The 21,317-nt window shown below is 66.3% G+C and carries 19 protein-coding genes; 6 read left to right on the top strand and 13 right to left on the bottom strand.

The features are described 5' to 3' along the window. Positions 1-246 precede the first annotated feature (246 nt). The 6 genes from MRBLMU1_RS29695 to MRBLMU1_RS29670 form a co-directional block, all read right to left on the bottom strand. On the bottom strand, positions 247-444 hold the full coding sequence (locus MRBLMU1_RS29695) for a hypothetical protein (protein WP_363509676.1): 198 nt from the start codon (positions 442-444) through the stop codon (positions 247-249). Positions 445-610: 166 nt separating this feature from the next. Further along, on the bottom strand, positions 611-2,554 hold the full coding sequence (locus tag MRBLMU1_RS29690) for a PKD domain-containing protein (protein ID WP_363509674.1): 1,944 nt from the start codon (positions 2,552-2,554) through the stop codon (positions 611-613). A gap of 95 nt (positions 2,555-2,649) precedes the next feature. Then, positions 2,650-4,578 (bottom strand): hypothetical protein, encoded by a 1,929-nt coding sequence (locus tag MRBLMU1_RS29685; RefSeq protein WP_363509672.1) that lies wholly within the window; start codon positions 4,576-4,578, stop codon positions 2,650-2,652. Positions 4,579-4,813: 235 nt separating this feature from the next. Beyond that, a complete protein-coding gene (gene recN, locus MRBLMU1_RS29680; RefSeq protein WP_363509670.1) occupies positions 4,814-6,466 on the bottom strand; it encodes a DNA repair protein RecN in 1,653 nt (550 codons plus the stop codon). 17 nt (positions 6,467-6,483) lie between these two features. Continuing rightward, a complete protein-coding gene (locus MRBLMU1_RS29675) occupies positions 6,484-7,392 on the bottom strand; it encodes an NAD kinase (RefSeq protein ID WP_363509668.1) in 909 nt (302 codons plus the stop codon). Between the two features lie 190 nt (positions 7,393-7,582). Continuing rightward, positions 7,583-8,581 carry a DUF3667 domain-containing protein gene (locus MRBLMU1_RS29670; protein WP_363509666.1) on the bottom strand — a complete coding sequence of 333 codons (999 nt, stop codon included), beginning with the start codon at positions 8,579-8,581 and terminating at the stop codon, positions 7,583-7,585. Between the two features lie 133 nt (positions 8,582-8,714). Between MRBLMU1_RS29670 and MRBLMU1_RS29665 the strand changes: the two genes are divergently transcribed. From MRBLMU1_RS29665 to gloA, 4 genes are all read left to right on the top strand, one after another. Then, positions 8,715-8,966 carry a hypothetical protein gene (locus MRBLMU1_RS29665; RefSeq protein ID WP_363509664.1) on the top strand — a complete coding sequence of 84 codons (252 nt, stop codon included), beginning with the start codon at positions 8,715-8,717 and terminating at the stop codon, positions 8,964-8,966. Between the two features lie 52 nt (positions 8,967-9,018). Continuing rightward, the gene (locus MRBLMU1_RS29660) at positions 9,019-10,350 is read left to right on the top strand and encodes a PQQ-dependent sugar dehydrogenase (RefSeq protein ID WP_363509662.1); all 1,332 of its coding nucleotides are present in this window, start codon (positions 9,019-9,021) and stop codon (positions 10,348-10,350) included. 94 nt (positions 10,351-10,444) lie between these two features. Further along, on the top strand, positions 10,445-10,876 hold the full coding sequence (locus MRBLMU1_RS29655) for an OsmC family protein (RefSeq protein ID WP_363509660.1): 432 nt from the start codon (positions 10,445-10,447) through the stop codon (positions 10,874-10,876). Positions 10,877-10,936: 60 nt separating this feature from the next. Continuing rightward, on the top strand, positions 10,937-11,344 hold the full coding sequence (gloA, locus tag MRBLMU1_RS29650) for a lactoylglutathione lyase (protein WP_330923657.1): 408 nt from the start codon (positions 10,937-10,939) through the stop codon (positions 11,342-11,344). A 3-nt stretch (positions 11,345-11,347) separates the two neighbouring features. Here the strand turns inward: gloA and MRBLMU1_RS29645 are convergent, their stop codons facing one another. The 4 genes from MRBLMU1_RS29645 to MRBLMU1_RS29630 all read right to left on the bottom strand — a co-directional run bounded on the left by MRBLMU1_RS29645 (position 11,348) and on the right by MRBLMU1_RS29630 (position 14,582). Beyond that, positions 11,348-12,691, bottom strand: a complete 1,344-nt coding sequence (locus tag MRBLMU1_RS29645; protein ID WP_363509658.1) for a TolC family outer membrane protein — start codon at positions 12,689-12,691, stop codon at positions 11,348-11,350. A gap of 86 nt (positions 12,692-12,777) precedes the next feature. Beyond that, positions 12,778-13,101, bottom strand: a complete 324-nt coding sequence (locus MRBLMU1_RS29640) for a rhodanese-like domain-containing protein (RefSeq protein WP_363509656.1) — start codon at positions 13,099-13,101, stop codon at positions 12,778-12,780. 14 nt (positions 13,102-13,115) lie between these two features. Further along, complete coding sequence (locus tag MRBLMU1_RS29635) at positions 13,116-13,769, bottom strand: protein-L-isoaspartate O-methyltransferase family protein (protein WP_363509654.1); 654 nt, start codon at positions 13,767-13,769, stop codon at positions 13,116-13,118. A gap of 168 nt (positions 13,770-13,937) precedes the next feature. Then, entirely contained in the window at positions 13,938-14,582 is a 645-nt protein-coding gene (locus MRBLMU1_RS29630) for a TetR/AcrR family transcriptional regulator (protein WP_363509652.1), read from the bottom strand. A gap of 194 nt (positions 14,583-14,776) precedes the next feature. On the opposite strand from MRBLMU1_RS29630, the gene MRBLMU1_RS29625 reads away from it, so the two are divergent. Both MRBLMU1_RS29625 and MRBLMU1_RS29620 read left to right on the top strand, forming a co-directional pair. Next, complete coding sequence (locus MRBLMU1_RS29625; protein WP_363509650.1) at positions 14,777-15,607, top strand: hypothetical protein; 831 nt, start codon at positions 14,777-14,779, stop codon at positions 15,605-15,607. A gap of 490 nt (positions 15,608-16,097) precedes the next feature. Further along, on the top strand, positions 16,098-16,451 hold the full coding sequence (locus MRBLMU1_RS29620; RefSeq protein WP_315219377.1) for a cupin domain-containing protein: 354 nt from the start codon (positions 16,098-16,100) through the stop codon (positions 16,449-16,451). A 7-nt stretch (positions 16,452-16,458) separates the two neighbouring features. On the opposite strand, the gene MRBLMU1_RS29615 is transcribed toward MRBLMU1_RS29620, so the two are convergent. The 3 genes from MRBLMU1_RS29615 to MRBLMU1_RS29605 form a co-directional block, all read right to left on the bottom strand. Then, complete coding sequence (locus tag MRBLMU1_RS29615; protein WP_363509647.1) at positions 16,459-18,942, bottom strand: glycoside hydrolase family 95 protein; 2,484 nt, start codon at positions 18,940-18,942, stop codon at positions 16,459-16,461. Between the two features lie 68 nt (positions 18,943-19,010). Then, on the bottom strand, positions 19,011-20,978 hold the full coding sequence (locus tag MRBLMU1_RS29610; protein WP_363509645.1) for a sialate O-acetylesterase: 1,968 nt from the start codon (positions 20,976-20,978) through the stop codon (positions 19,011-19,013). A gap of 54 nt (positions 20,979-21,032) precedes the next feature. Continuing rightward, positions 21,033-21,317: hypothetical protein (locus MRBLMU1_RS29605; protein WP_363509643.1), on the bottom strand; the 285-nt coding region annotated here is incomplete at its 5' end.

The raw sequence follows: 21,317 nt of genomic DNA, 5'->3' as shown, positions 1-21,317 counted from the left end.
CGCCGCCCCTACCGTCTAAGCAATCCAGGGATTAATGACGTGCACACCCACGGCTTCAAATGGCTTGGTATCCCGCGTGGCCACCGAGAACCCGTGGACGAACGCAATTGCCGCTATCTGGCCATCCGCGACCGAGACGGGACGGCCCAAAGCGCGTGCGCCGCACATGCTGATCAAGCCATTGTTGAACGCGGACATCTCCATTTGGCTTCAGCGGCTCCGAAACGACGTTGGTATCCAGGATGATCATTCAACCTCTGCGGGCTCAGGCGGAGTTTGATCGCGCAGGTTTTTCAGATCGATGCCGCCGTGGAGCCGTCCAAAAGCGGCGAGTTCGGTTCCTGCCTTTAAACGCCGTCGTTCGGATTTACCGCGCTCTTTGGGAAGGTCTGGCCGGTCGCGCTGCGGTTCACGCGGTGGTTTGGGATCGGTATCTGAGCTCATGTCGTCACCTCTCTAGCAAGTGCATATGATAGCGCGTTCCTCATTGAGAAAAGTCATCTTGAATTGAGTTACCTCAATCGGTATGGTGAATGCATTGCCCTCGCAAGCTAGTCGAAAAACCTGCACGGTCGAGCGCCACGATGGCTCCCGATCTGCCGCTCTCCCCTTATCGCCGCAGCGTCAGCCCGCCCTCCACCACGACGGTGCGATCGGCGCCGGCCAGCGGCCGCGCCGGCTCGTTGTCGTAATCGACCACTTCGGCGCCGGTGGCGGCGTCGGCGTGCGTCACCCGCAGCCGCAGGCGGTCCAGCCCCGCGCCCTGCACGGCGCCGCCATCGACGGCTTCGAGCACGAAACGATAGCCCGCCCGGCCATCGAGCCGACCCGTGCCGGCCACCCGCACCCGCCCCTCGCCGGTCCGGATGGCGCGCGTCACCGACTCGCTGCGGAAGTGGAAGGGGCCGGAGAACCAGGCCACGGGCGGGCCGGCGGCGGCGCCGTCGGCGGGCGCCGTCCCGTCCAGCGGGGCCCATAGCGCGAACCGCAACGGCGCCTGTTGACGCCCGTGGCGCCCGCGCCCGGCCGGCGCCGCGCCGCCGGCCAGCGCGCCCTCGCCGCTGAGCGCGGCCAGTCCGGGCGCATCGACGTAGACGTGGCGCCGCAACTCGGTGGCGCGCCCGCCCGAATCGGTGACCACCACCGTGACGGTATACACCCCCGCCGCGCAGAACCGGTGCCGCAGCCGCACCTGGCCGTACCCGCCGGCCTCGCTGACCGTGGGCGCCGGCGACGCACAACCGTCGGTCCAGACCGCGCTGGCGTTGTGGGTTTGCGCCCGGGCGTTGTCGACGAAGTTGATCGTCAGCGCCAGCTCCTGGCCCAGTTCGACCACGGTCGGCAAGCCGGCGATCGGGCCGAGCACCGGGGCGTCGGTGCCGCGCAGGCCGGGACGCAACATGACCAGGCCGGCGTTCGAGTTCGCCAGGATCGTGCCGCCGTCGTTGATCGCCAGGGCCTCCAGCAACTCCAGTCCCGCCGGCGCGCGGTACAGCCGCGTGTTCAGGTCGACCGGCATGGCGGCGAACGACGGCCAGCGCACCGCGCGCCGGCCCTCGCCGGTCGGGCGCAAGGTCACGCCGACGATTTCGCCGCGCTCGTTGATGTCGGCCGCGTGGCTGAACAGGCTCGCGTCCACCGGCAACCGCACCACCCCGCGCCCCACCGTCCACTGGAACGCCTTGCGCTGCTCGCCGGTCTCGCCGCTGCCGACCAGCTCGCCACGGTTGTTCAAGTCGCCCAACCGATGGTCGATGCCGGCGTCGATCCGCAGCGCGCCCGTGGCGCGGCTCCAAAATAAGCCGTTGAAGTCGGCGAAAGGCATGTCGGCGATGATGCCGGCCACTTCGTTGCGGTCGTTGATGCGCAAGCCGTACGCCAGGCCGCCGGCGAACGGCGTCAGGTCGGTCTGGCCGCCCGTTCGGTCCCACAAGACGGCGTGCGGCAAGGTATCTTCGCTGGCGCCGCTGGTGACGCCGGTCGAGTACCCGAGCAAGTTGATAGCGTTGGCCTGGGCGTACGGCGCCAGCGGCGGCCCGAGCTGGGTGACGCTGCCGTCCGGATTCCAGCGCAGCGCGCGCGAGGCGACATCCGGCCCCGACACCTGGCCGACGATCTCGTTGCGGTTGTTGACGTCCCGCGCCGCCGCCGGCGGCGGTCCCGGCAGCGCGCGCATGCCGCCGGCCAGCGTCCAGGCGTAGGCGAACGGGCCGGTTTCAGCGGCGTCGGTCGAGGCGCCCACCACCACGCCACGGCTATTCAAGCCGATCACGGACGTGAAGCCGCCGCCGAGCGAGCCGATCGGCCGGATGCGGTCGCCGTCGAAGAAGTGGCTGTTAGTGTCGGGAAAATTTTCGTCGGTGAACGCCGCCTGGCCGCGCTCGTTGAGCCGCGCCGCGGTCGGCTCCGGGCCCAGGTTGATCACCGTGTAGAGGCCGAACAGCGGTTGACCGGCCTGACTGGTTTGCGGATCGGCCGGCGTGGCATGCGCAGCGGCCCAGAACGGCAGCGGCGCGCACAACGCGGCGATGGCGCGTATCGATGGAAATTGCATGATGGCTTCTCCTTGCAAGAAGTTGGCGCGAGCGGGCGCCCGCGCTGACGGGACCGGGCCCGGCGCAACGGGAGGGCCCGGCCCATTCGATGCCGTTAGCGGCGCAGCGTCAGGCCGCCCGCCACCACGGCGGCGCGATCGGCGCCTGCGCCCGGTCCCGGCGCGCCGTTGTCGTAATCGACCACCTCGGCGCCGGTGGCGGTGTCGGCGTGCGTGACGCGCACCCGCAGGCGGTCGGCGGCGGCCGGACCGCTACCGCCATCGACGGCCTCCAGCACGAAGCGGTAGCCGTCGCGGCCGTTGAGCCGCCCCGTGCCCTCCACCCGCGCCCGGGCTTCGGTCGAGGTCGCGTGCGTCACCGTCTCGCCCTGGAACTGGAACGGACCGGAGAAGCGGACCACGGACTTGCCGGCGGCGGCCGCCGGCGCCTCGCCGAGCGGCGTCCACAGCGCGAAGCGCAACGGCGCTTGCCGATGCCCGGGGCCGGCGGTTGCCGCGCCGGCGGCCAGCACGCCCTCGCCGCTGAGCGCGGCCAGCGTCGGCGACACGACCAGGAAGTTGCGCCACGTTTCGGTGGAGCGCCCGCCCGAATCGGTCACCAGCACCTTGACGGTGTAGTAGCCGGCAGCGCAGAAATCATGTTGCAGCCGAACCTGGCCGGTGCCCCCGGCCCCGCCGACCGTCGACGACGACGACGGGCAGCCGTCGCTCCAGACGGTGCTGGCCGTGTGGGTTTGCGCGGCGTTGTTGTCGGAGAAGTTGAGCGTCATCGTCAGCTCCTGGCCGAGCTCGACCATGGCCGGCAGCCCGATGATGGGGCCGAGCACCGGCGCGTCGGTGCCGCGCCGGCCGGGGCGCAGCAAGACCAGGCCGGCGTTGGAGTCGGCCAGGATGTCGCCGCGTTCGTTGATGCGCCAGGCCGCGCGCAGTTCCAGGCCCGCCGGCGCCCGGTACAGTTGCGTGTTCAAGTCGATCGGCACGGCGGTGTACGACGGCCACAGCGCCGCGCGCCAAGGGGCGCCCTCGGCCGCGGCGATCGCGCCCACGATCTCGCCGCGGTCGTTGATGTCGTACGCCTGGCTAATGGTGCCGAAGCCGAGCGGTAACGGCACCACGCCGCGCCGCGCGGTCCAATAGAATCCCCGGGGCCGGCCGCCGATCTCGGCGCTGCCGACGATCCCGCTCCGGTTGTTGAGGTCGCCGAGGGCGTGTCCGGGGCCGGCGTCGATGCGCACCGTGCCGGTGTCACGGCTCCAGAAAAACCCCACGGTGCGGCCGGGGTAATTGAACACGCCGGCCACTTCGTTGCGCTCGTTGATGCGCAGGCCGAAGCCGTCGCCGCCGTCGAACGGGCCGAGGTCGGTCTGGGCGCCGGCCCGGTCCCACAAGGTGGCGTGGGCGCGGATATCGCCGTTGGCGACGCTCGTGTAGCCGGTCGCGTCGCCCCGGTTGTTGATGGCGGTGCCTTCCGACGACGAGGCTGGAAGCGGCCCCAACAACGTCGTGCCGCCGTCCGGATTCCAGCGGATGGCGCGCGCGGCCACGCCGGGCGCCGACACCCAGCCGACGATCTCGTTGCGCTCGTTGATGTCGAGCGCCGTCGACGGCGCGCTGCCCGGCAGCACGCGCAGGCCGCCGGCCAGCGTCCAGGAGAACGCCCGCGCATCGGTCTCGCCGGCGCTTCGCGTCGCGCCCACCGCCACGCCACGGTCGTTCAATCCGGTCACCAGCGTGAGGCCGCCCTCGGCCGGGCCGATCGGCCAGATGCGCTCGCCGTCGAAGAAGCGGCCGACGGTGTCGGAGGCATTGAAAGCAGTGAACGCCACTTGGCCGCGCTCGTTGAGCGCGGCGTTGGCCAGCTCCGGCCCCAGGTTGATCACCGTGTAGAGGCTGGCGCGCTGCTGGTCGACCGGCTTGGCTTGCGGCTCGGCGGCCGAGGATTGCAGCGACGTGAACAAGGCGCCGATGGCGGCGGCGACGAGGCGGCGGCGCGCGCCGGTGTTGCGGATCGATTGAGGTTGCATGATGGCTTCCCTTTGCAAGAAAGTAAGCGCAAGCAGGCGCTTGCACTGGTGCCACACGGATCGCGTCGGGCACGCGTGTCCGGTGCTGCCTCCAACTCTAGGCGCACGCGGCGGCGCGGCGCTGACGAGGCGCAAACGTACCGGCGACAGCGGCGCCGGTCTTTCGGGCAAGGTTGGAGAAGGGAATTTCGTCGGGCGGATGAGCCCGTGTAGAAATGGTGGACCTGACCCCGGATCAGGAGGCGAGCAGCTCGCGGGCGTGCTTGCGCGTGGTGGCGGTGATCTCCAGGCCACCCAGCATGCGCGCCACTTCCTCGACGCGCGCCTTGGCGTCGAGCACGTCGATGCGCGAGGCGGTCTTGCCGTTGTCTAAGGTTCCCTTGGCGACCTGGAAGTGCTGGCCCGCCTGGCTGGCCACTTGCGGCAGGTGCGTGACGCACAGCACTTGCCGCTCCTGCCCCAGGCGGCGCAGCAGCCGGCCGACCACTTCGGCCACGCCGCCGCCGATGCCGCTGTCGACCTCGTCGAAGATCAGGGTCGGCGTGGTGGTGGCGTTGGAGGTGATGACGGAAATCGCCAGCGAGATGCGCGCCAGTTCGCCGCCCGAGGCCACCTTGGCCAGCGGCCGCGCGGCCACGCCGGCGTGGCCGGCCACCAGGAATTCGACCTGCTCCAGGCCGTGCGCGCCCGGTTCGCCGGCGTTGAGCGCGACCTCGAAACGGCCGCCCGTCATGTTCAGTTCCTGCATCGCCTTGGTGACGGCCTCGCCCAGCTGGCGCGCGGCCCGCGCGCGCGTGGCGCTCAGGCGCCCGGCCACGTCCATGTAGGCGGCCTTGAGTTTTTCCTCCTGCTTGCGCAGGCCTTCGATGTCGCTGGCGTCGGCGATTTGCGACAGGCGCTCGGCCAGCTTCACGTGCTCCTCCGGCAGCTGTTCCTCGGTGACGCGGAACTTGCGCGCGGCCGAGTGGATCGCCTCCATCCGCGATTCCACTTGGCGCAGCCGCTCCGGGTCGAGGTCGACGCGGTCGAGGTAATCGTTGATCGCGTACACCGCCTCCTGCAGCTGGATGCGCGCCGGTTCGATCAAGTCGACGATGGCCTGCAGGCCGGTGTCGATGTTGGCCAGCTTGCCGAGTTTTTGATTGAGCGACGACAGCTGCGACAGGATCGGATGGTCCTCCGATTCCGACAGCGCCGCCAGCGCCTCCTGCGCGCCTTCGAGCAGGCTGGCGGCATGCGACAGGCGGCTCTGCTCATTGCTCACCTCGGCCCATTCGCCCGGCTTGACGGCCAGCTTTTCCAGCTCGTTGACCTGCCACTCGAGCCGCTCGCGTTCGTACAGCACGTTGGCGGCGTTGGTTTCGAACTCCTGCAACTGCCTGGCCAGCGCGCGCCACGCCTTGTGGCTGGCCGCCACCGCCTTGACGTCGGCGCCCGCGCCGGCCTGGCCGTCGAGCAGTACGCGCTGCGCCTCGGTTTTCATTAGCGACTGGTGCGCGTGCTGGCCGTGGATGTAGACCAGCATGTCGCCCAGCTCGCGCAGCTGCGACGCGGTGGCGGCGATGCCGTTGATGTAGGCCTTGCTGCGGCCGGCGTTGTCGATCACGCGGCGCAGCAGCGCGCCGCCCTCCTCCACCGAAAACTCGTTGGCGGCGAGCCAGTCGCGCGCCTGTTCGCTGACGGCGAAATCGGCCGTGATGTCGGCCTTGGCCGCGCCTTCGCGCACCACGCTGGCGTCGCCGCGACCGCCCAGCGCCAGGGTCAGCGCGTCGATCAGGATCGATTTGCCGGCCCCGGTCTCGCCGGTGAAGACGGTGAAGCCGGCGGAAAATTCCAGTTCTATCGAGTCGACGATGACGAAATCACGGATGGACAGGGTACGGAGCATGGATGCCTGGAGAGTGGTTAATTGAGTTTGCCTTCGCCCGACGGATACTCGTTCCAGTGGAGCTTGTCGCGCAGCGTGTTGAAGTAGTTCCAGCCCTCCGGATGCAGGAAGGTGATCGCGTGCGGCGAGCGCTGGATCAGGATCTGGTCCTGCGTTTGCAGGCTGGCGAAGGTCTGCATGTCGAAGTTGACGCTGCAGTCGCGCCCGCGCACGATCTCGATGACGATCTGGCTCGATTCGGGCAGCACGATGGGCCGGTTCGACAGCGCGTGCGGCGCGATCGGCACCAGCACCACGCCGCCCAGGCTCGGGTGCAGCAGCGGGCCGCCGGCCGACAGCGCGTACGCGGTCGAGCCGGTCGGGGTGGAGATGATCAGGCCATCGGAGCGCTGGTTGTACATGAAGTGGCCGTCGACGTCGACCCGCAGTTCGGCCATGCCGGCGCCGGCACCGCGCGCGACGACGACGTCGTTGACGGCCAGGCCGAAGTGGATGTCCTTGCCATCGCGGCGCACCCGCCCCTCGAGCAAGGTGCGGCGTTCGGCCTTGTAGCTGCCGCCGAGGATCTTGGCCAGCACGTCGAGCATGCCCTCGAGCGGGATGTCGGTCATGAAGCCGAGCCGCCCCTGGTTGATGCCGATCAGCGGCACGTCGAACGGCGCCAGCTGGCGCGCGATGCCGAGCATGGTGCCGTCGCCGCCCATGACAATGGCGGCATCGCATTCGGCGCCGATCTCGCTGGCGCTGAGCGCGCAAACGCCGTCGAAGGCGCCCGCCAGATGCTCGGCGGTCTGCTCCTCGAACACCACCGTGCGCCCGCCCCGGCGCAGGAAGTCGACCACGCTGCCCACCGATTCGGAGATGCCGTCGGTGTTCGGGCGCACGACCAGTGCTATGGTTTGAAAATCGGCGTGCATGGCGGGCATAAAAGTCTCGGCAAAAAGGTGGAATCGACGACACGCAGCAGAGTAACCCATAACGCCGGCTTCTGCCATCACCCGTCGGCCCACCCGTTACTGTACGTTTAGACAGTATTTTCCGCAGTATAGTGCGCGGGCCGCCAGACTGCAAGCACCGGCCCGCATTTGAACCGCCGCCATCTCGCCGCGGGGCCGCTCAGTGCAAGGTCATGATGCCGCTGGCCGCGCTCAGGGCGCTCGCCAGGAAGATGCAGATCATGAAGGACGTCATCAGCACCGCCCAGCGCCAGAAAGTGCCGAAGCGGCTGCGGTGGTAGACGCGCCGCATCGCCCACGGCAGATAGGCCAGCAGCCAGCACCACAGCACGAAGTCGATGATGCCCACATTGATCAGCAACATGGCGCAGAAGATGAAATAGGCGAAGGCGTTGGTGTGCAGTGCGAACAGCACGTGCTCGCCGAAGCGCCGTCCCGATCCAAGGTACAGGATCTTGAGGAACAGCGCGAACACCGGCATCAGGCAGAAAATCGCGTACGGCGCGTAGCGGTAAAAGGCGTCGGCGAACACTTTTTTCTGCTGCTCCTGCGGCAGCGCGGTGAACATATGCCATTGGTGTCGCACGCGCGGCCAGCCGCTCAGCAGGTCGTCGAACTCCTTCGGGCCGAACTCGTTGTCGGCCTCCGTCTTGCCGGCCTTGCGCTCGTTATTGTCGGGCGTGCCGGCTTTGAGCTCCTGTTCCATGTCGGCGATGGCCGCTTCGGCCGCCGCCTTGCCCCGCTGCGCGTCCGGCGCGTCGCGCCCGGCGGTGTGCGCCACCTCGGCGCCTGTCGGTCTTGCCTTCTCGTCGATCACCGGCTCGAAACCGCCGGTGAACTTGAGCACCGCGAAAAACAGCAGGCTCAAGGTGAGGTAGATGCGCAGCGGCTGCACGTAACGCACGCGGCGGCCACGGATGTATTCGTTGGTCAGCGCGCCCGGACGGAACAGCAGGCGCGACATCGTGCCCCACAGCTTGCCCTCGATCGCCACGTAATGGCCGATGAATTCGTGCAGGAATTCGCGCGTGCTGGCGTGGTGCAGGTGGGCCTCCTGGCCGCAATTGGCGCAAAACGCGCCGGTGAGCACCGCCTCGCAGTTGGGACAGCGGGAGGCCGGGGCGTGGCTGTCCGGGACGGAATGTGCGGCAGTGCTCATGCGTTCAACCCTGGTGGAAAAGTAGACTAAATGATAAACGAGTTCACCCTAATGTTGTCGATATTCAATCTAGCGACCGATGCAAAACCAACTCGTTACTATCGTTAAAACAACGATTCGAGGGAGAACCATCATGAAGGACCAACAAGTCAATACCGACGCCAAGGTGAAAAACGACGGCCAGAAGCGCATGCCGCACGAGCGCGACGAGTCGCCGGACAGCCAGGACATCGAGCCGCGCAGCGTGGGCAAACAGGCCGCCGCCGACGTCGACAGCGGCATGGTCGATACCGACGCACGCAACAAACCGGGCGTCGAGCATGTCAAGACGCCGGTGCCGCGCGAGGCCACGGCGCGGCCGCAACCGAACACCAAGCGCGACTGAGCCGCCGGCTCATCCGCCAACCATACAAATTACCAGGGTAACGAACATCATCATGAAAAACACCACCGCAGGCGCACTTCTGATCCTTGGCGCGGTGCTGGCGCCTCAAGCGGCGCTGGCGCAAGGCGCCTCCTATCCGGTCGGCTACGGCCCGAATCCGGCGCTGCCGGAGCCGGAGAAATCGCTGATCCCCACCGTCAACGTCGCGCCGGTGGACCGCTGGACCGCGCAGGAAACCCCGCAGCCGGCCGCCGGCTTCGCCGTCACCGCCTATGCGCGCGGGCTCGACCATCCGCGCTGGGTCTACACCCTGCCCAACGGCGACGTGCTGGTGGCCGAGACCAACGCCCCGCCCAAGCCGGACGACAGCAAGGGCATCAAGGGCGCCGTCATGAAGCACCAGATGAAGAAGGCCGGCGCGGTCACCGAGTCGGCCAACCGCATCACCTTGCTGCGCGGGCTCGACGCCAAGGGCGTGGCGCAGACCCGCACGGTCTTCCTCAAGGGCTTGAATTCGCCGTTCGGCATGGCGCTGGTCGGCAACAACCTGTACGTGGCCAACAGCGACGCCATCGTGCGCTTCCCGTACAAGGAAGGCGAGACCAGCATCACCGCGCCCGGCGTCAAGGTCATGGACCTGCCGGCCGGCACCTTGAACCACCACTGGACCAAGAACATCATCGCCAGCCCGGACGGCAAGTTCCTCTATGCGACGGTCGGCTCGAACAGCAACGTCGCCGAAAACGGCATGGAGGCCGAGGAAGGCCGCGCCGCGATCTGGGAGCTGGACCTGGCCACCAACAAGTCGCGCCTGTTCGCCACCGGCCTGCGCAACCCCAACGGCATGGGCTGGGAGCCGCAAACCAAAGCCCTGTGGACCGCCGTCAACGAGCGTGACGAGCTGGGCAACGACTTGGTGCCCGACTATATGACGTCGGTCAAGGACGGCGGCTTCTACGGCTGGCCGTACAGCTACTTCGGCCAGAAGGTCGACGCCCGCGTCAAGCCGCCCAAGCCGGATCTGGTGGCCAAGGCCATCGCGCCCGACTACGCGCTGGGCGGGCACACGGCCTCGCTGGGGCTGGCGTTCTACGAGGCCAAGCTGTTCCCGCAGAGCTACCAGGGCGGCGTGTTCATCGGCCAGCACGGCTCGTGGAACCGCAAGCCGCACAGCGGCTACAAGGTGGTGTTCGTTCCATTCAGTAACGGCAAGCCGTCGGGGCCGCCGCAGGATTTCCTGTCCGGTTTCCTCGACAAGGACGGCAAGGCGCAGGGCCGGCCGGTCGGCGTGGCCGTCGACAAGGCCGGCGCGCTGCTGGTGGCCGACGACGTGGGCAACATCATCTGGCGCGTGGCGCCGGCCGCCAAGACGGCCGCGCGCTGACGGCCGGACGCAGTGTGCGCCAGCGAACGGACCGGGCCGCACACTGCCGCCATGATGAGACTTCTATGTACAGACCCACCAAACGGAGATCACCATGAGCAACGAACGCGCAGGATCAGCAGTCTGGAGCGGCACCCTGAAGGACGGCGCCGGTAAGATTTCCACCGAGAGCGGCGCCATGGATGGCGTGCAATACGGCTTCCACACCCGCTTCGAGGACGGTCCCGGCACCAATCCGGAAGAGCTGATCGGCGCGGCCCACGCCGGCTGCTTCACGATGGCGCTGTCGGGCATCCTGGCCGACGCCGGCATGACCGCCAAGCATCTGGCGACCACGGCGACGGTCACGCTGGACAAGGTCGACGGCGCCTTCGCCATCACCAAGGTGCACCTGAACCTGATCGCGACGATTCCCGGCGCCGACCAGAAGAAATTCGACGAGGCGGCGTTGAAGGCCAAGCTGAACTGCCCGGTGTCGAAGCTGCTCAACGCCGAGATCACGCTCGACGCCCAGTTGCAGGGCTGAGCAAGAATGCGGCAAAACGCATAGAATCCCGGTTTCTCACTTCACCAACGAAAGACCACGATGCGTATTTTGCACACGATGCTGCGGGTCGGCGACCTTCAGCGCTCGATCGATTTTTACACCAAGGTGCTGGGCATGAAACTGCTGCGCACCAGTGACAACCCCGAGTACAAGTACACGCTGGCGTTCCTGGGCTACGGTTCCAATCCCGACCATGCCGAGCTGGAGCTGACGTACAACTACGGCACCACCAGCTACGACATGGGCAACGCCTACGGCCACATCGCCATCTCGGCCGACGACATCTATGCGGCGGCGGCGGCGGTGCGCGCCAACGGCGGCACCGTCACCCGCGAACCCGGCCCGGTCAAGGGCGGCTCGACGGTGATCGCCTTCGTCACCGACCCGGACGGCTACAAGATCGAGTTGATCGAGCGCAGTTTCGACGGCCAGGGCGCGGGGCTGTAAGGTTTAACGCGCCAACAGCGCGTTGACCGGCGCCAGATCCTCTTCCTTCAAGGTGCCGGCCGCCGACTTCAGGCGCAGGCCGTTCATGATGGTGTCGTAGCGCGCCTTCGACAGGTCTTTCTGCGTCGCGTACAGCTGGCGCTGCGCGTTCAACACGTCGATGTTGATCCGCACGCCGACCTGGTAGCCCAACTTGTTCGAATCGAGCGACGATTTGCTCGACACTTCCGCCGCCTCCAGCGCCTTGACCTGGGCCAGGCCGCTGTTCATGCCGAGGAAGGCCTGGCGCGCGTTTTGCGACGCCAGCCGCTTGGTCGATTCCAGATCGTTGCGAGCCTTGTCTTCCAACGCGATGGTTTCGCGCACCTTGCTGGTGATGGCGAAGCCGTTGAAGATCGGGATGTTCCAGGTCAGGCCGATGGCATTGGTCTTTTGCGTGCCGGACGCGGTCTGGCTGGTGTGCTGGGTGGCCGCCGTCAGGTTCGCGGTCGGCATGTGGTTGGCGCGGTTGCGCGAGATCTCGCGCTTGGCGATCTCCAGCGACAGCTGGGCCGAGATGACGGCGAAGTTCTGGCCTTCCGCCGAGCTGATCCACGGATCGACGGCGGCGGGCTCCGGCGCGGCGATCGTCACGCCGGCGCGCAGCGGCGCCAGTTCGCCCGGCGCCTGGCCGATGATGACCTGGAGCGCCGTGCGCTTGTTGTCGAGGTCGTTGATGGCGGCGAATTCCTGCGCCACCACCAGATCGTAGGCCGCCTGCGCCTCATGGGTGTCGGTGATGGTCTGGGTGCCGACCTCGAAGTTGCGCTTGGCCGAGGCCAGCTGCTCGGTGGTCGCCACCTTTTGCGCCTGGGTCGAGGTGAGGTTGTCCTGCGCCGTCAGCACGTCGAAGTACGCTTGCGCGACGCGGGTGATCAAATCCTGGCGCGCTTGGGCGAAGGTGGCCTCGGCCTGCGCCTGCGCCAGCTTGCTCTGCTCGTAGCTCTGCCACAGGCCCCAGTTGAACAGCGGCTGCGTCAGCGCCACGGTGTAAGTGTTGGTGTGGAAATCGGTGTTGCGCTTGTTGGCGACGACCGGCACGCCGCCGATGACGTCCACCTGGCCGACATTGAACGGCGTGAAATCGCCCGTGTTGCGGGTGTTGGAACCGTTGGCGCTGATGGTCGGCAGCAGGCCGGAGCGCCCCTGCGTGATCCGCTCGCGACCAGCTTCAACCGAAGAGCGGGCGCTGGCGTACGTGGCGTCGTTCGCGAGCGCTTGCTGATAGACTTGAAGAAGATCGGCCGCCTGTGCGTTGAGCGTCAAAAAGGCGCTGGTGATCAGCACGGCGATAAGGGGTCTCTGCATTGCATTCTCCGTTGGAGTCGTCAAAAAAAGTTGATCAAATCAAAAACAGTGCCGCCTCGGCGCCGCCGGCTGCGTCCCGCGCGGCCTTAGTACTTCGCCATCGCGGGATCGACCTGCAGCGCCCAGGCGTGGATGCCGCCGGTCAGGTTAACCGTCTTGCCGAAGCCGTTACGCTCCAGGAAGGCGGCCACCTGCAGGCTGCGCGCGCCGTGGTGGCAGATGCAGACGATCTCGGCGTCCTCATCGAGGTCGTCGATGCGCGCCGGTATCGTGTTCATCGGGATCTGTACCGAGCCGTCGATGCGGCAGGTCTCGAATTCCCAATTCTCTCGCACGTCCAGCAACACCGGCCGGGGACGCGCCTCGTCGGCCAGCCACGCGGCCAGTTCCGGAGCGGTAATATGCTGCATACGCCGCCCGCCGCTTAAAACTGGAAGGCCGACGGCGTCGTGGCCGAGGCCAGCGGTTTGACGCTGGTCTCGAACAAGGTGCGCGTGTCGTAGCCGGCTTCGCCGGTACGGGTAATCAATTGCGCCTTCATCGCCGGCGCCTGGCCGATGATGACGGCCAGGCGTCCGCCCACCTTCAGTTGCTGCAGCAGCGACTCCGGCAGCACCGGCAGCGAGCCCGACACGACGATCACGTCGTAGGGCGCGCCGTTCGGCCAGCCCTGCGCGCCGTTGCCCAGCTCGACCGTCACATTGGTCACGCCGTTGTCGGCCAAATTCTTTTCCGCCAGCGCCTTCAGTTCCGGCGAGATCTCCACCGTCGTCACGTGGCGGCCCTTGTGCGCCAGCAGCGCGGCCATGTAGCCGGAACCGGTGCCGATCTCGAGCACGTTTTCGTGCTTTTTCAGGTTCACGTCCTGCAACAGGCGCGCCTCGATCTTAGGCATCAGCATCGATTCGCCGCCCGGCAGCGGGATCTCGGCGTCGACGAAGGCCAGCGCCTTGTGCGCGGCCGGGACGAAATTCTCACGTTTAACCACGTGCAACAGCTCCAGAACGTCCGGGTCGAGGACGTCCCAGGGACGGATTTGCTGTTCGATCATGTTGAAACGGGCTTGTTCGATATTCATCTTATGACTCGGTCGGGATTAAATAATCCGTCATTTTATCGTTGAACTGGCATGGAGGCACATATTAACGAGTTGACGGCCGTATCGCGGGAAATTGCGACAGTCTGCAGTTTAAGGGGGATGAACCTACCAAATTGGCAACTTGGACGGAAAACGCCACGGGGCCGCTCACGACGCGACCGCCTCCAGGCCGCCCAGCGTGGTGCCGATGAAGGTGTCCATGAAAGCGTGCGGATCGATGGCCGGCATCTCGCAGGCCGGCATGAAGGAGTTGGTCCACATCATCAGCATCATCACCGGCGCGATCAACACCGGCGTCATGACGGCCGGATCGACCAGCCGGAACTCGCCCCGGCCGATGCCGCGCACCAGCACGCTGGTGATCAGGTCGCTGCCGCGCTTGACCACCTCCTCGTTGTAAAACTTGGCAAGTTCGGGGAAATTCTGGCCTTCGGAGAGCATCAGCTTGGTAATGCCGGCCAGGTGCGTGGTGCAGATCTCGTCCCACCAGGCCATCAGGATGGTGCGCAGCAGCTCGCCGCTGTGGCCTTCGAACACGGCCGCGTCCTGTTCGGCCTCGCCGATGGCTTGCACGATGTTCTCGCGCACGACGGCCTTGAATAGCTCTTCCTTGTTGGTGAAATACAGGTACAGCGTGCCCTTGGACACGCCGGCGCGCTTGGCCACGTCTTCAAGACGGGTGGCTGCGTAGCCACGTTCGACGAACTGCTCCAGCGCGGCTGCCAGCAACTCCTGCGGCCGCGCGTCCTTGCGTCGCTCCCAGCGTGGCTTGGTGTCTTGAGGGGCTTGCATGGGTGGGTTTCATATTAACTTACTTGTAAGTCATTAATATAAGCGCAAGCCCCCCCAGCGTCAAGCCAAGCGTCATTGTTACGGTGTCCGTTAACGGTGCATTGAGGCTCCAGCATCGATTTACTGGGGTACAATTGAACGTAACTGTACTGAACTGTACAGTTCAATTTCTTTTACCCTCACTGGAGCTAACTATGAACCACAGTAATTTCCGCGTTAACGAATATAAGTTCGATATACCAAATAGTGTGATCGCCGGTGCGCAACGCGCCTACGAAAGTTACGTAGCAAATACACCGATACCATCCGTGACGAACTTGACGACTGAAATTGTCAGCACCGCCGCGTTGACGGCCTCGACCGCCACCGCCTGGGACGCCTCGAACGCACGCGCGACATCGGTGCCGCCGGCGCTTGGCTATCCACACCCGGCCGGCGCCTTCGACGACCACGTCGGCTACAGCTTCACGGTCGAAGACGGCGCGGTCACCGCGGTGCAAATCACAACAAAGTTCGGCACCACGGCACTCAGTTCCACTTTGCCTATCGGGCCAACCACCACTTTCTCGATCGGCGCGGACGGTACCGTGACGGAGAATTCCGTGTATGGACACACCATCGAGCGTACCGATTTCAAGCTATCGAGCGAGACAGGCCTGTACACCAAAACCGACGTGATGGTGAGCGATATCCCTGCGAACGGTGCGGCCACGCTGCTGGACGTGGCACCATATGCCCGCGCCACGTTCACTTTCGACGCCAACGGCGCCATCAGCGCCGCGCAGCAGGTGCTACCTGACGGCAATAAGCTAACGATTACCCCCGGCGGCGGCCTCGCCTACAGCTCACTCGAGCCAGGTTATGTGCTGGAAACGCGCTCCGTGGGCGGTTACACCTTCAATGAGGTTTATCACGACGGCAATGGGGACGGGATCTATACAGCGGTAGCGCACGGCAGCGGCAATACGGTCGACATTGTCGGGCTGAAGGCGCAAATTACCGGCGCCATCGATAGCGTGCTCTGACACGACGGCGCTGTACGGCGGTCGGATATTCTCTCAAGCGCCTGGGGGAGCGGCACGGTCCTGGGCCGCCTCCCCATGCTTGGGAGATGCTTCGCCCTTCGGCGGCCGCGCGGCGGCTGAAAGAGGAGCACGAAGGTTGCTGGAACGTGCAGCCTTTTGCTTAACTGCGGCTACGATTACTTGCTGAAAATCGTGGCGCCGAGCGTGGCCCATTTCCAGGCGCTTGGAGCGGCTCCTGGAAGACGATATCGGGATCGAAAAGTTTTCCAGCCGAATCGTCCCGCGCGAGCCGTTCGCGGCGCGCAACGTCCCGCCGAGCGGGATCGAAACCGGAAAAACCGCTGGACGTGACGCTCGGTGCGCCGCCGCATATTCTGGCATGGAACGCCCCGTGTTAAACCGATTGTGTCGCTGCCGATGCATATACGGCAGCGCGCGCCGATCGCGCGCGCCTATACTTTGTGGACATTCTATTCAAGGGAGAGGCGGCATGACGCGACTGTTAGTGAAATTCGAACTGGACCAACTCGGCGAAGCGCGTGAATACCAGCCGCCGGCCGAGCGCGTCATCGAGGGCGACATCCGGTGCAAAAACTGGGATATCGACAGCGCCAAGGACGGACTGGTGCGTGCCGGTGTATGGGAGTCCTCCCCCGGCACCAACCGCTCGATCAAGGGCGAAACCTGGGAGTATTGCTGCATCCTGGCGGGCGTCGCGGAAATCACCGAAGACGGCCACGCGCCCATCATCGTCAAGGCGGGCGACCATTTCATCATGAAGCCCGGCTACACGGGGACCTGGCGCACACTCGAAACCATCCGCAAAATCTGGGTGCTCGCCTGATCGACCGCTACATCACCGCCCCAGCCCCTTTCTTATCCAGCACAACCTGGATCAAGCGGTCGCGGTAGCGCACCCGCACCTTGTCGTGCGGCTTGCCGCGCAGGCGCAGGCGGTGCATCCGGCCGTCGGCCCAGTCCAGATCGAGCTCGACGCCGCCCTTGGCGCGCACGCCGCGCAGCGAGCCTTCCGGCCACGCCTTGGGCAGGGCCGCGAGGATGTGGATCTCGCCGCCCCACGACTGCACCAGCATGTCCAGGATCGCCGCCGCGCCGCCGAAGTTGCCGTCGATCTGGAACGGCGGATGGGAGTCGAACATGTTCGGATAGGTGCGCTCCGGCCCCAGTAGTCCTTGAAGGATCGCATAGGCGCGCTCGCCCTCGCCCATGCGCGTCCACAGCGCCAGCCGCCACGCCGTCGCCCAGCCGGTCGATTTGTCGCCACGCGTGTTGAGCGTCACTTTCGCGGCGGCGATCAACTCCGGCGTGTCGCGCACGTTGATTTGCTCGCTCGGATACACCGCGTACAAATGCGAGACATGGCGGTGCTGCTGCTCCGGCGCGCCGGCGTCCCAATCCTCCAGCCATTCCTGCAACTGCCCCTGCGCGCCGATGCGGTCCGCCGGCAAGCGGGCGCGCATCGTCTCCAGGGTGGTGGCGAAGGCGCCGTCGCCATCCTTGAGCAGCGCATGGGCCTTGAGCGTCCAGCCAAACAGGTCGCGCACGATCTGGCGGTCCATGGCCGGGCCGGCGCAGGTGGCCACGCCTTTGTGATGCTCATTCTCGGGCGAGATCGACGGCGATGTGACCAGTCCCCTGCCCTGAGGATCTTCGACCAGCGTATCGACGAAGAACAACGCCGCCCCTTTCAGCAGCGGATAAATCCGGCGCAGCCAGGCCTGGTCAGGATTGTATTCGTAGTGCTCCCACAACGCCTGGCACAACCACGCGCCGCCGCACGGCCACATGCCCCATTTCGGGCCGTCGATGGGCGCGGCGGCGCGCCATAGATCGGTGTTGTGGTGCGCCATCCAGCCGCGCGCGCCGTAGCCCTTGCGCGCGGTGACGGCGCCGGTGACCGACAAATCCTCCACCATGCGCACCAGCGGCTCGACGCACTCGCCCAGGTTGGCCGATTCGGCCGGCCAGTAATTCATCTGGGTGTTGATGTTGATGGTGTACTTGGAACCCCACGGCGGATTGGTCCCTTCGTTCCAGAGGCCCTGCAGGTTGGCCGGCTGGCTGCCGGGGCGCGAGGACGACATCAGCAAATAGCGGCCGTACTGCACGTACAGCGCCGCCAGCGCGGCGTCGGGGCGCGCCTCGACGGCGGCGATGCGTTCGTTGGTCGGCGCGGCCGCGGCGGCATTGGCGCCCGCGCCGGAGCCGATGCGCAGCGACAGCCGGCGGAACAACTTCTGGTGCGCGGCGAGGTGCGCGGCGCGCAGCCGCGCGTACGGTTTGGCGGCGGCCGCCTCGGTTTGCGCGCGCACGGTCTTGAGCGGATCGCCACCGACATCGGCGTAGTTGACATAGCTGGTCGCCGCCGCCACCAGCAGCGTCACCGTGCGTGCGCCGCGCACTTCGATGCGGTCGCCGCGCGGCGTGATCGTGCCGTCGCCGACGGCCTTCACGCGCACCGCGTAGCGCAGCGCCGCCGGAATGCCGGCCGCCTCGATATTGCGCCCTTCGACCAGCAGCGCGTCGCCGCCATCGGCGCGCACGGACAGGGTGGTCGGGCGCTCCCCGGCGCGCGGCGGTTCACGGTAGTCCCACGCCACGCCTATCGGCGCCGCAGCCTCTTTCTGGCGACCGTCATAATCGGTGTCGCCGTACTTGGCGGCGGCAGGATGACGATAGCCGAGATCGAAATCGAGCGTGCCGCCCTGGGCGGTCAGGCGGATCACGAGCACCTGGTCGGGCGCGCTGGAAAACACTTCGCGCAGATGCCGCGCCTTGCCATCACTGAAGCGAGTGGTGGCGATGGCGGTGTCCAGTTCGAGGGAACGCCGGTAGTTGTCGGCGCCCGCCATGCCCACGAAGTCGAGCAACAGGTCGCCGGCCGCGCCGTAAGGCATCTGTATCAACGGTTTGGCCATCATCGAGGAGGAGATCATGTCCGCCGCCTCGGCCAACTTGCCTTGATCGACCAGCTTCCTGATCTCCGGCAGCGCCTCCAGCGAACGCGGATTGTTCGGGTCATACGGCCCGCCAGCGAACAGCGTGTCCTCGTTCAGCTGGATACGCTCCTGCGCGACCCGTCCGAAGCACATCGCTCCCAGGCGGCCATTACCCACCGGTAGCGCTTCGACCCAAGCGCCGGCCGGGCGCTGATACCACAATTCGAGGTTTTCGCGGCCGCCGCCCGCCGTGGTGGCGACCACCGTGGCGCCGGCCAGTCCCGGAAACGCCATCGCCAAACCGGCCGACACCAACAACTGCCTGCGGCCTTCCGAGATACCTTTGTCCACACCGTTCGTCTTCTTCTTGTTCAAGTCATCCTCCAGATGGATCTGATTACCATTTATTGAGACGCGGGCGGCGCCGGGCCGCCCGTCGGCGCTTATTTGACCTCCAGCTCGAACGGCGCCGCCGGCAAGTCTTCGGCGCTGTAGAGATTCACGTAGGGCGCATCGGCCCAGGCATAACGGACACGCGTGGTGCCTGGCAGGTTGGCCCCTTTCAAAGTCACCGTATCGCCTTGCGGCACCGCCAGCACATACCGGCATTCGGCGCCGGCGCACGCCTCGAAACCGGTCGCGTGGCCGGCGCCATAGCTGCGCAAACCGCCGCCGGCGTTCTTGAATTTGACCACCAGATCCTCGCCCGTCCGCGCCACGCCGACCGCCTCGGGTCCGCCGGGCGCGATCGCCTCGCCGTACGCCAGCGCGCGCGCCGCCAGGGCCAGGCGCTCCCCCACGACCGCTTTCTGCGGCGGATGAATATCGGTGCGGTCGCCGACATCGATGGTGACGGCCAGGCCGGCATGCGGGTCGTTGCGCACGGTTTTGGCCTGGGCCTCCCGCAAGCGCGCCCAGTTCGAATCGACAGGCTTGGTCGGGACCTGGCCGAACGCCGACAGCTGGGCGACCAGGAAAGGCAATTGCGGCTGGCCGAAGGTCTTGCGCCAATCGGCGATCAGCAGCGGCAGCAGGGTCTCGTATTCCTTCGGTTCGCCCGCGTTGGACTCGCCCTGATACCACGCCGCCAGTTTGAACTTGTAGCCGGCCAACGGCGCGATCATGGCGTTGTGCAGAGTCGACAGGCTGGTCGGAATATCCCACGGCGCCGGCGGTATCGACAGGCCCTTCAGACGCGTGCCCGCCTGGTATTTCCATGGCGCCGACAAAGCGATGAACTGGCCATCGCCGGTTTTGACGCCGCGATATTCCGGCTGCCCGGTCAACCCGCCTCCCGTGCCGCCGCCGAGCACGTGGACCGCGATCACGTTGCGGCCCGGTTTGAACACGCCGGCCGGCACCGGATAATCGCGCCACACCCAGGCGGTGCTGCCGCCGCCGACGCGCACGCCGTTGACCCAGGTACTGTCGTACGTGTCGATGGGGCCCAGCTGCAGCGTGTTCGCCGCCCGCGCCTGCGCCTCGTCCAGGGTTACCGTGGTACGGAACCACGCGGCGCCGTCGAAGTCCGCCAGCGCGGGGATGCCGGCATCCTTCCACGATCCCTTCGGTGTCAGGCTCGGCCACGCGGAGTCGTCGAAGTCCGGCGCGCTCCACTTGCGCTGTGCCTTGGCCTGCGGGTCATGGGCCTCCCACCATTGCTGGTGCCGGCGCGCCTCGCCGGCCATCGCCTTGGCCGGATTCGACGCCATCCCGGCCAGCGCATCGAGCCGTCCGGCATAGGCCGGCAGCGTCTTCAGCGATGAAGCGCCGATCCAGCCCTGGATGGTCGTTCCGCCCCAGCTTGAATTAATGAAGCCGACCGGCACCTTTTGGCGCTGTTGCAGCGTGCGCGCCATGTAGTAGCATACCGCCGAGGCCTCGCCGGCGGTCTTGGGCGACACCACCTGCCATTCCAGCGGCCGCTTCAGATCGTCCTGGACGGCGGCTTCGCTGACGTTTTGAATATTGACGAAGCGCAGGTCCGGATTGGCGGGAAAGTCCGGCCACGCGCCGGTCGACAGCCGCGCCGGGAACGCCATGTTCGACTGGCCGCCGCACAGGTAGACGTCGCCGATCATGATGTCCTTGAGGGTGGCGCCGCCGCCATTGCCGGCGACCGACAGGGTATGCGGTCCGCCGGCCGGCATCGCCGGCATGGTCAAGCGCCATCGGCCGTTCGCCCCCGCGCTCGCTTCGACGGTCGTGCCGGCCAGGCTCACCGTCACGCGTTGGCCGGGGCTTGCCGTGCCCCATACGGTCAGCGGCTCGCCGCGCTGCAACACGGCGTGGTCGCCGAAGATGGCCGCGAAGGCAGGTGGCGTGACCTGCGCCATCAGCGGGGCGGCGACCGACGAGGCAAGCACAAGGATGAGCATGCCGGCGATGCGGCGGCGGGATGGATTTTTCATGTTGTCGCCTGGAATAAGCAAAAGTTATCGTGGCATGAAGTGTCGCCGGATTTCCTATTGTGCAATAGCCCGTTTCAATAACGAAAACCGCCATTTACCGTTATATTTTTTACCAGGCTGTTTCAGCCGCCAAAACAGTTCTTGATGGTGAAATCCGCCAACTCGTATCGCGTCGCGCCGCGCGAGGCCGGAGCGACCTTGAAATGCCCCATGGTAATCCCCCCTGCAAATGATCGCCATCAGAAGTAGAATTTTCTCAATTAGCTTTTTGAAAGTTCTGCAATGAAGACTTCCCGATTCACCGACAGCCAAATCATCGCCATCCTGAAGCAGGCAGAA

Origin of the sequence: Burkholderia sp. LMU1-1-1.1, assembly GCF_040675865.1 — a bacterium.
In the GTDB taxonomy this organism is placed as follows: Bacteria; Pseudomonadota; Gammaproteobacteria; order Burkholderiales; family Burkholderiaceae_D; genus Rugamonas.
Note: the sequence above shows the minus strand (reverse complement) of the source record. Positions and strands in the feature narration are given on the sequence as shown.

Excerpts from the sequence above, each read along its gene's own strand:
- MRBLMU1_RS29695 (WP_363509676.1), bottom strand. The coding sequence starts at position 444 with ATGAGCTCAGATACCGATCCCAAACCACCGCGTGAACCGCAGCGCGAC.
- MRBLMU1_RS29690 (WP_363509674.1), bottom strand. The coding sequence starts at position 2,554 with ATGCAATTTCCATCGATACGCGCCATCGCCGCGTTGTGCGCGCCGCTG.
- MRBLMU1_RS29685 (WP_363509672.1), bottom strand. The coding sequence starts at position 4,578 with ATGCAACCTCAATCGATCCGCAACACCGGCGCGCGCCGCCGCCTCGTC.
- recN (WP_363509670.1), bottom strand. The coding sequence starts at position 6,466 with ATGCTCCGTACCCTGTCCATCCGTGATTTCGTCATCGTCGACTCGATA.
- MRBLMU1_RS29675 (WP_363509668.1), bottom strand. The coding sequence starts at position 7,392 with ATGCCCGCCATGCACGCCGATTTTCAAACCATAGCACTGGTCGTGCGC.
- MRBLMU1_RS29670 (WP_363509666.1), bottom strand. The coding sequence starts at position 8,581 with ATGAGCACTGCCGCACATTCCGTCCCGGACAGCCACGCCCCGGCCTCC.
- MRBLMU1_RS29665 (WP_363509664.1), top strand. The coding sequence starts at position 8,715 with ATGAAGGACCAACAAGTCAATACCGACGCCAAGGTGAAAAACGACGGC.
- MRBLMU1_RS29660 (WP_363509662.1), top strand. The coding sequence starts at position 9,019 with ATGAAAAACACCACCGCAGGCGCACTTCTGATCCTTGGCGCGGTGCTG.
- MRBLMU1_RS29655 (WP_363509660.1), top strand. The coding sequence starts at position 10,445 with ATGAGCAACGAACGCGCAGGATCAGCAGTCTGGAGCGGCACCCTGAAG.
- gloA (WP_330923657.1), top strand. The coding sequence starts at position 10,937 with ATGCGTATTTTGCACACGATGCTGCGGGTCGGCGACCTTCAGCGCTCG.
- MRBLMU1_RS29645 (WP_363509658.1), bottom strand. The coding sequence starts at position 12,691 with ATGCAGAGACCCCTTATCGCCGTGCTGATCACCAGCGCCTTTTTGACG.
- MRBLMU1_RS29640 (WP_363509656.1), bottom strand. The coding sequence starts at position 13,101 with ATGCAGCATATTACCGCTCCGGAACTGGCCGCGTGGCTGGCCGACGAG.
- MRBLMU1_RS29635 (WP_363509654.1), bottom strand. The coding sequence starts at position 13,769 with ATGAATATCGAACAAGCCCGTTTCAACATGATCGAACAGCAAATCCGT.
- MRBLMU1_RS29630 (WP_363509652.1), bottom strand. The coding sequence starts at position 14,582 with ATGCAAGCCCCTCAAGACACCAAGCCACGCTGGGAGCGACGCAAGGAC.
- MRBLMU1_RS29625 (WP_363509650.1), top strand. The coding sequence starts at position 14,777 with ATGAACCACAGTAATTTCCGCGTTAACGAATATAAGTTCGATATACCA.
- MRBLMU1_RS29620 (WP_315219377.1), top strand. The coding sequence starts at position 16,098 with ATGACGCGACTGTTAGTGAAATTCGAACTGGACCAACTCGGCGAAGCG.
- MRBLMU1_RS29610 (WP_363509645.1), bottom strand. The coding sequence starts at position 20,978 with ATGAAAAATCCATCCCGCCGCCGCATCGCCGGCATGCTCATCCTTGTG.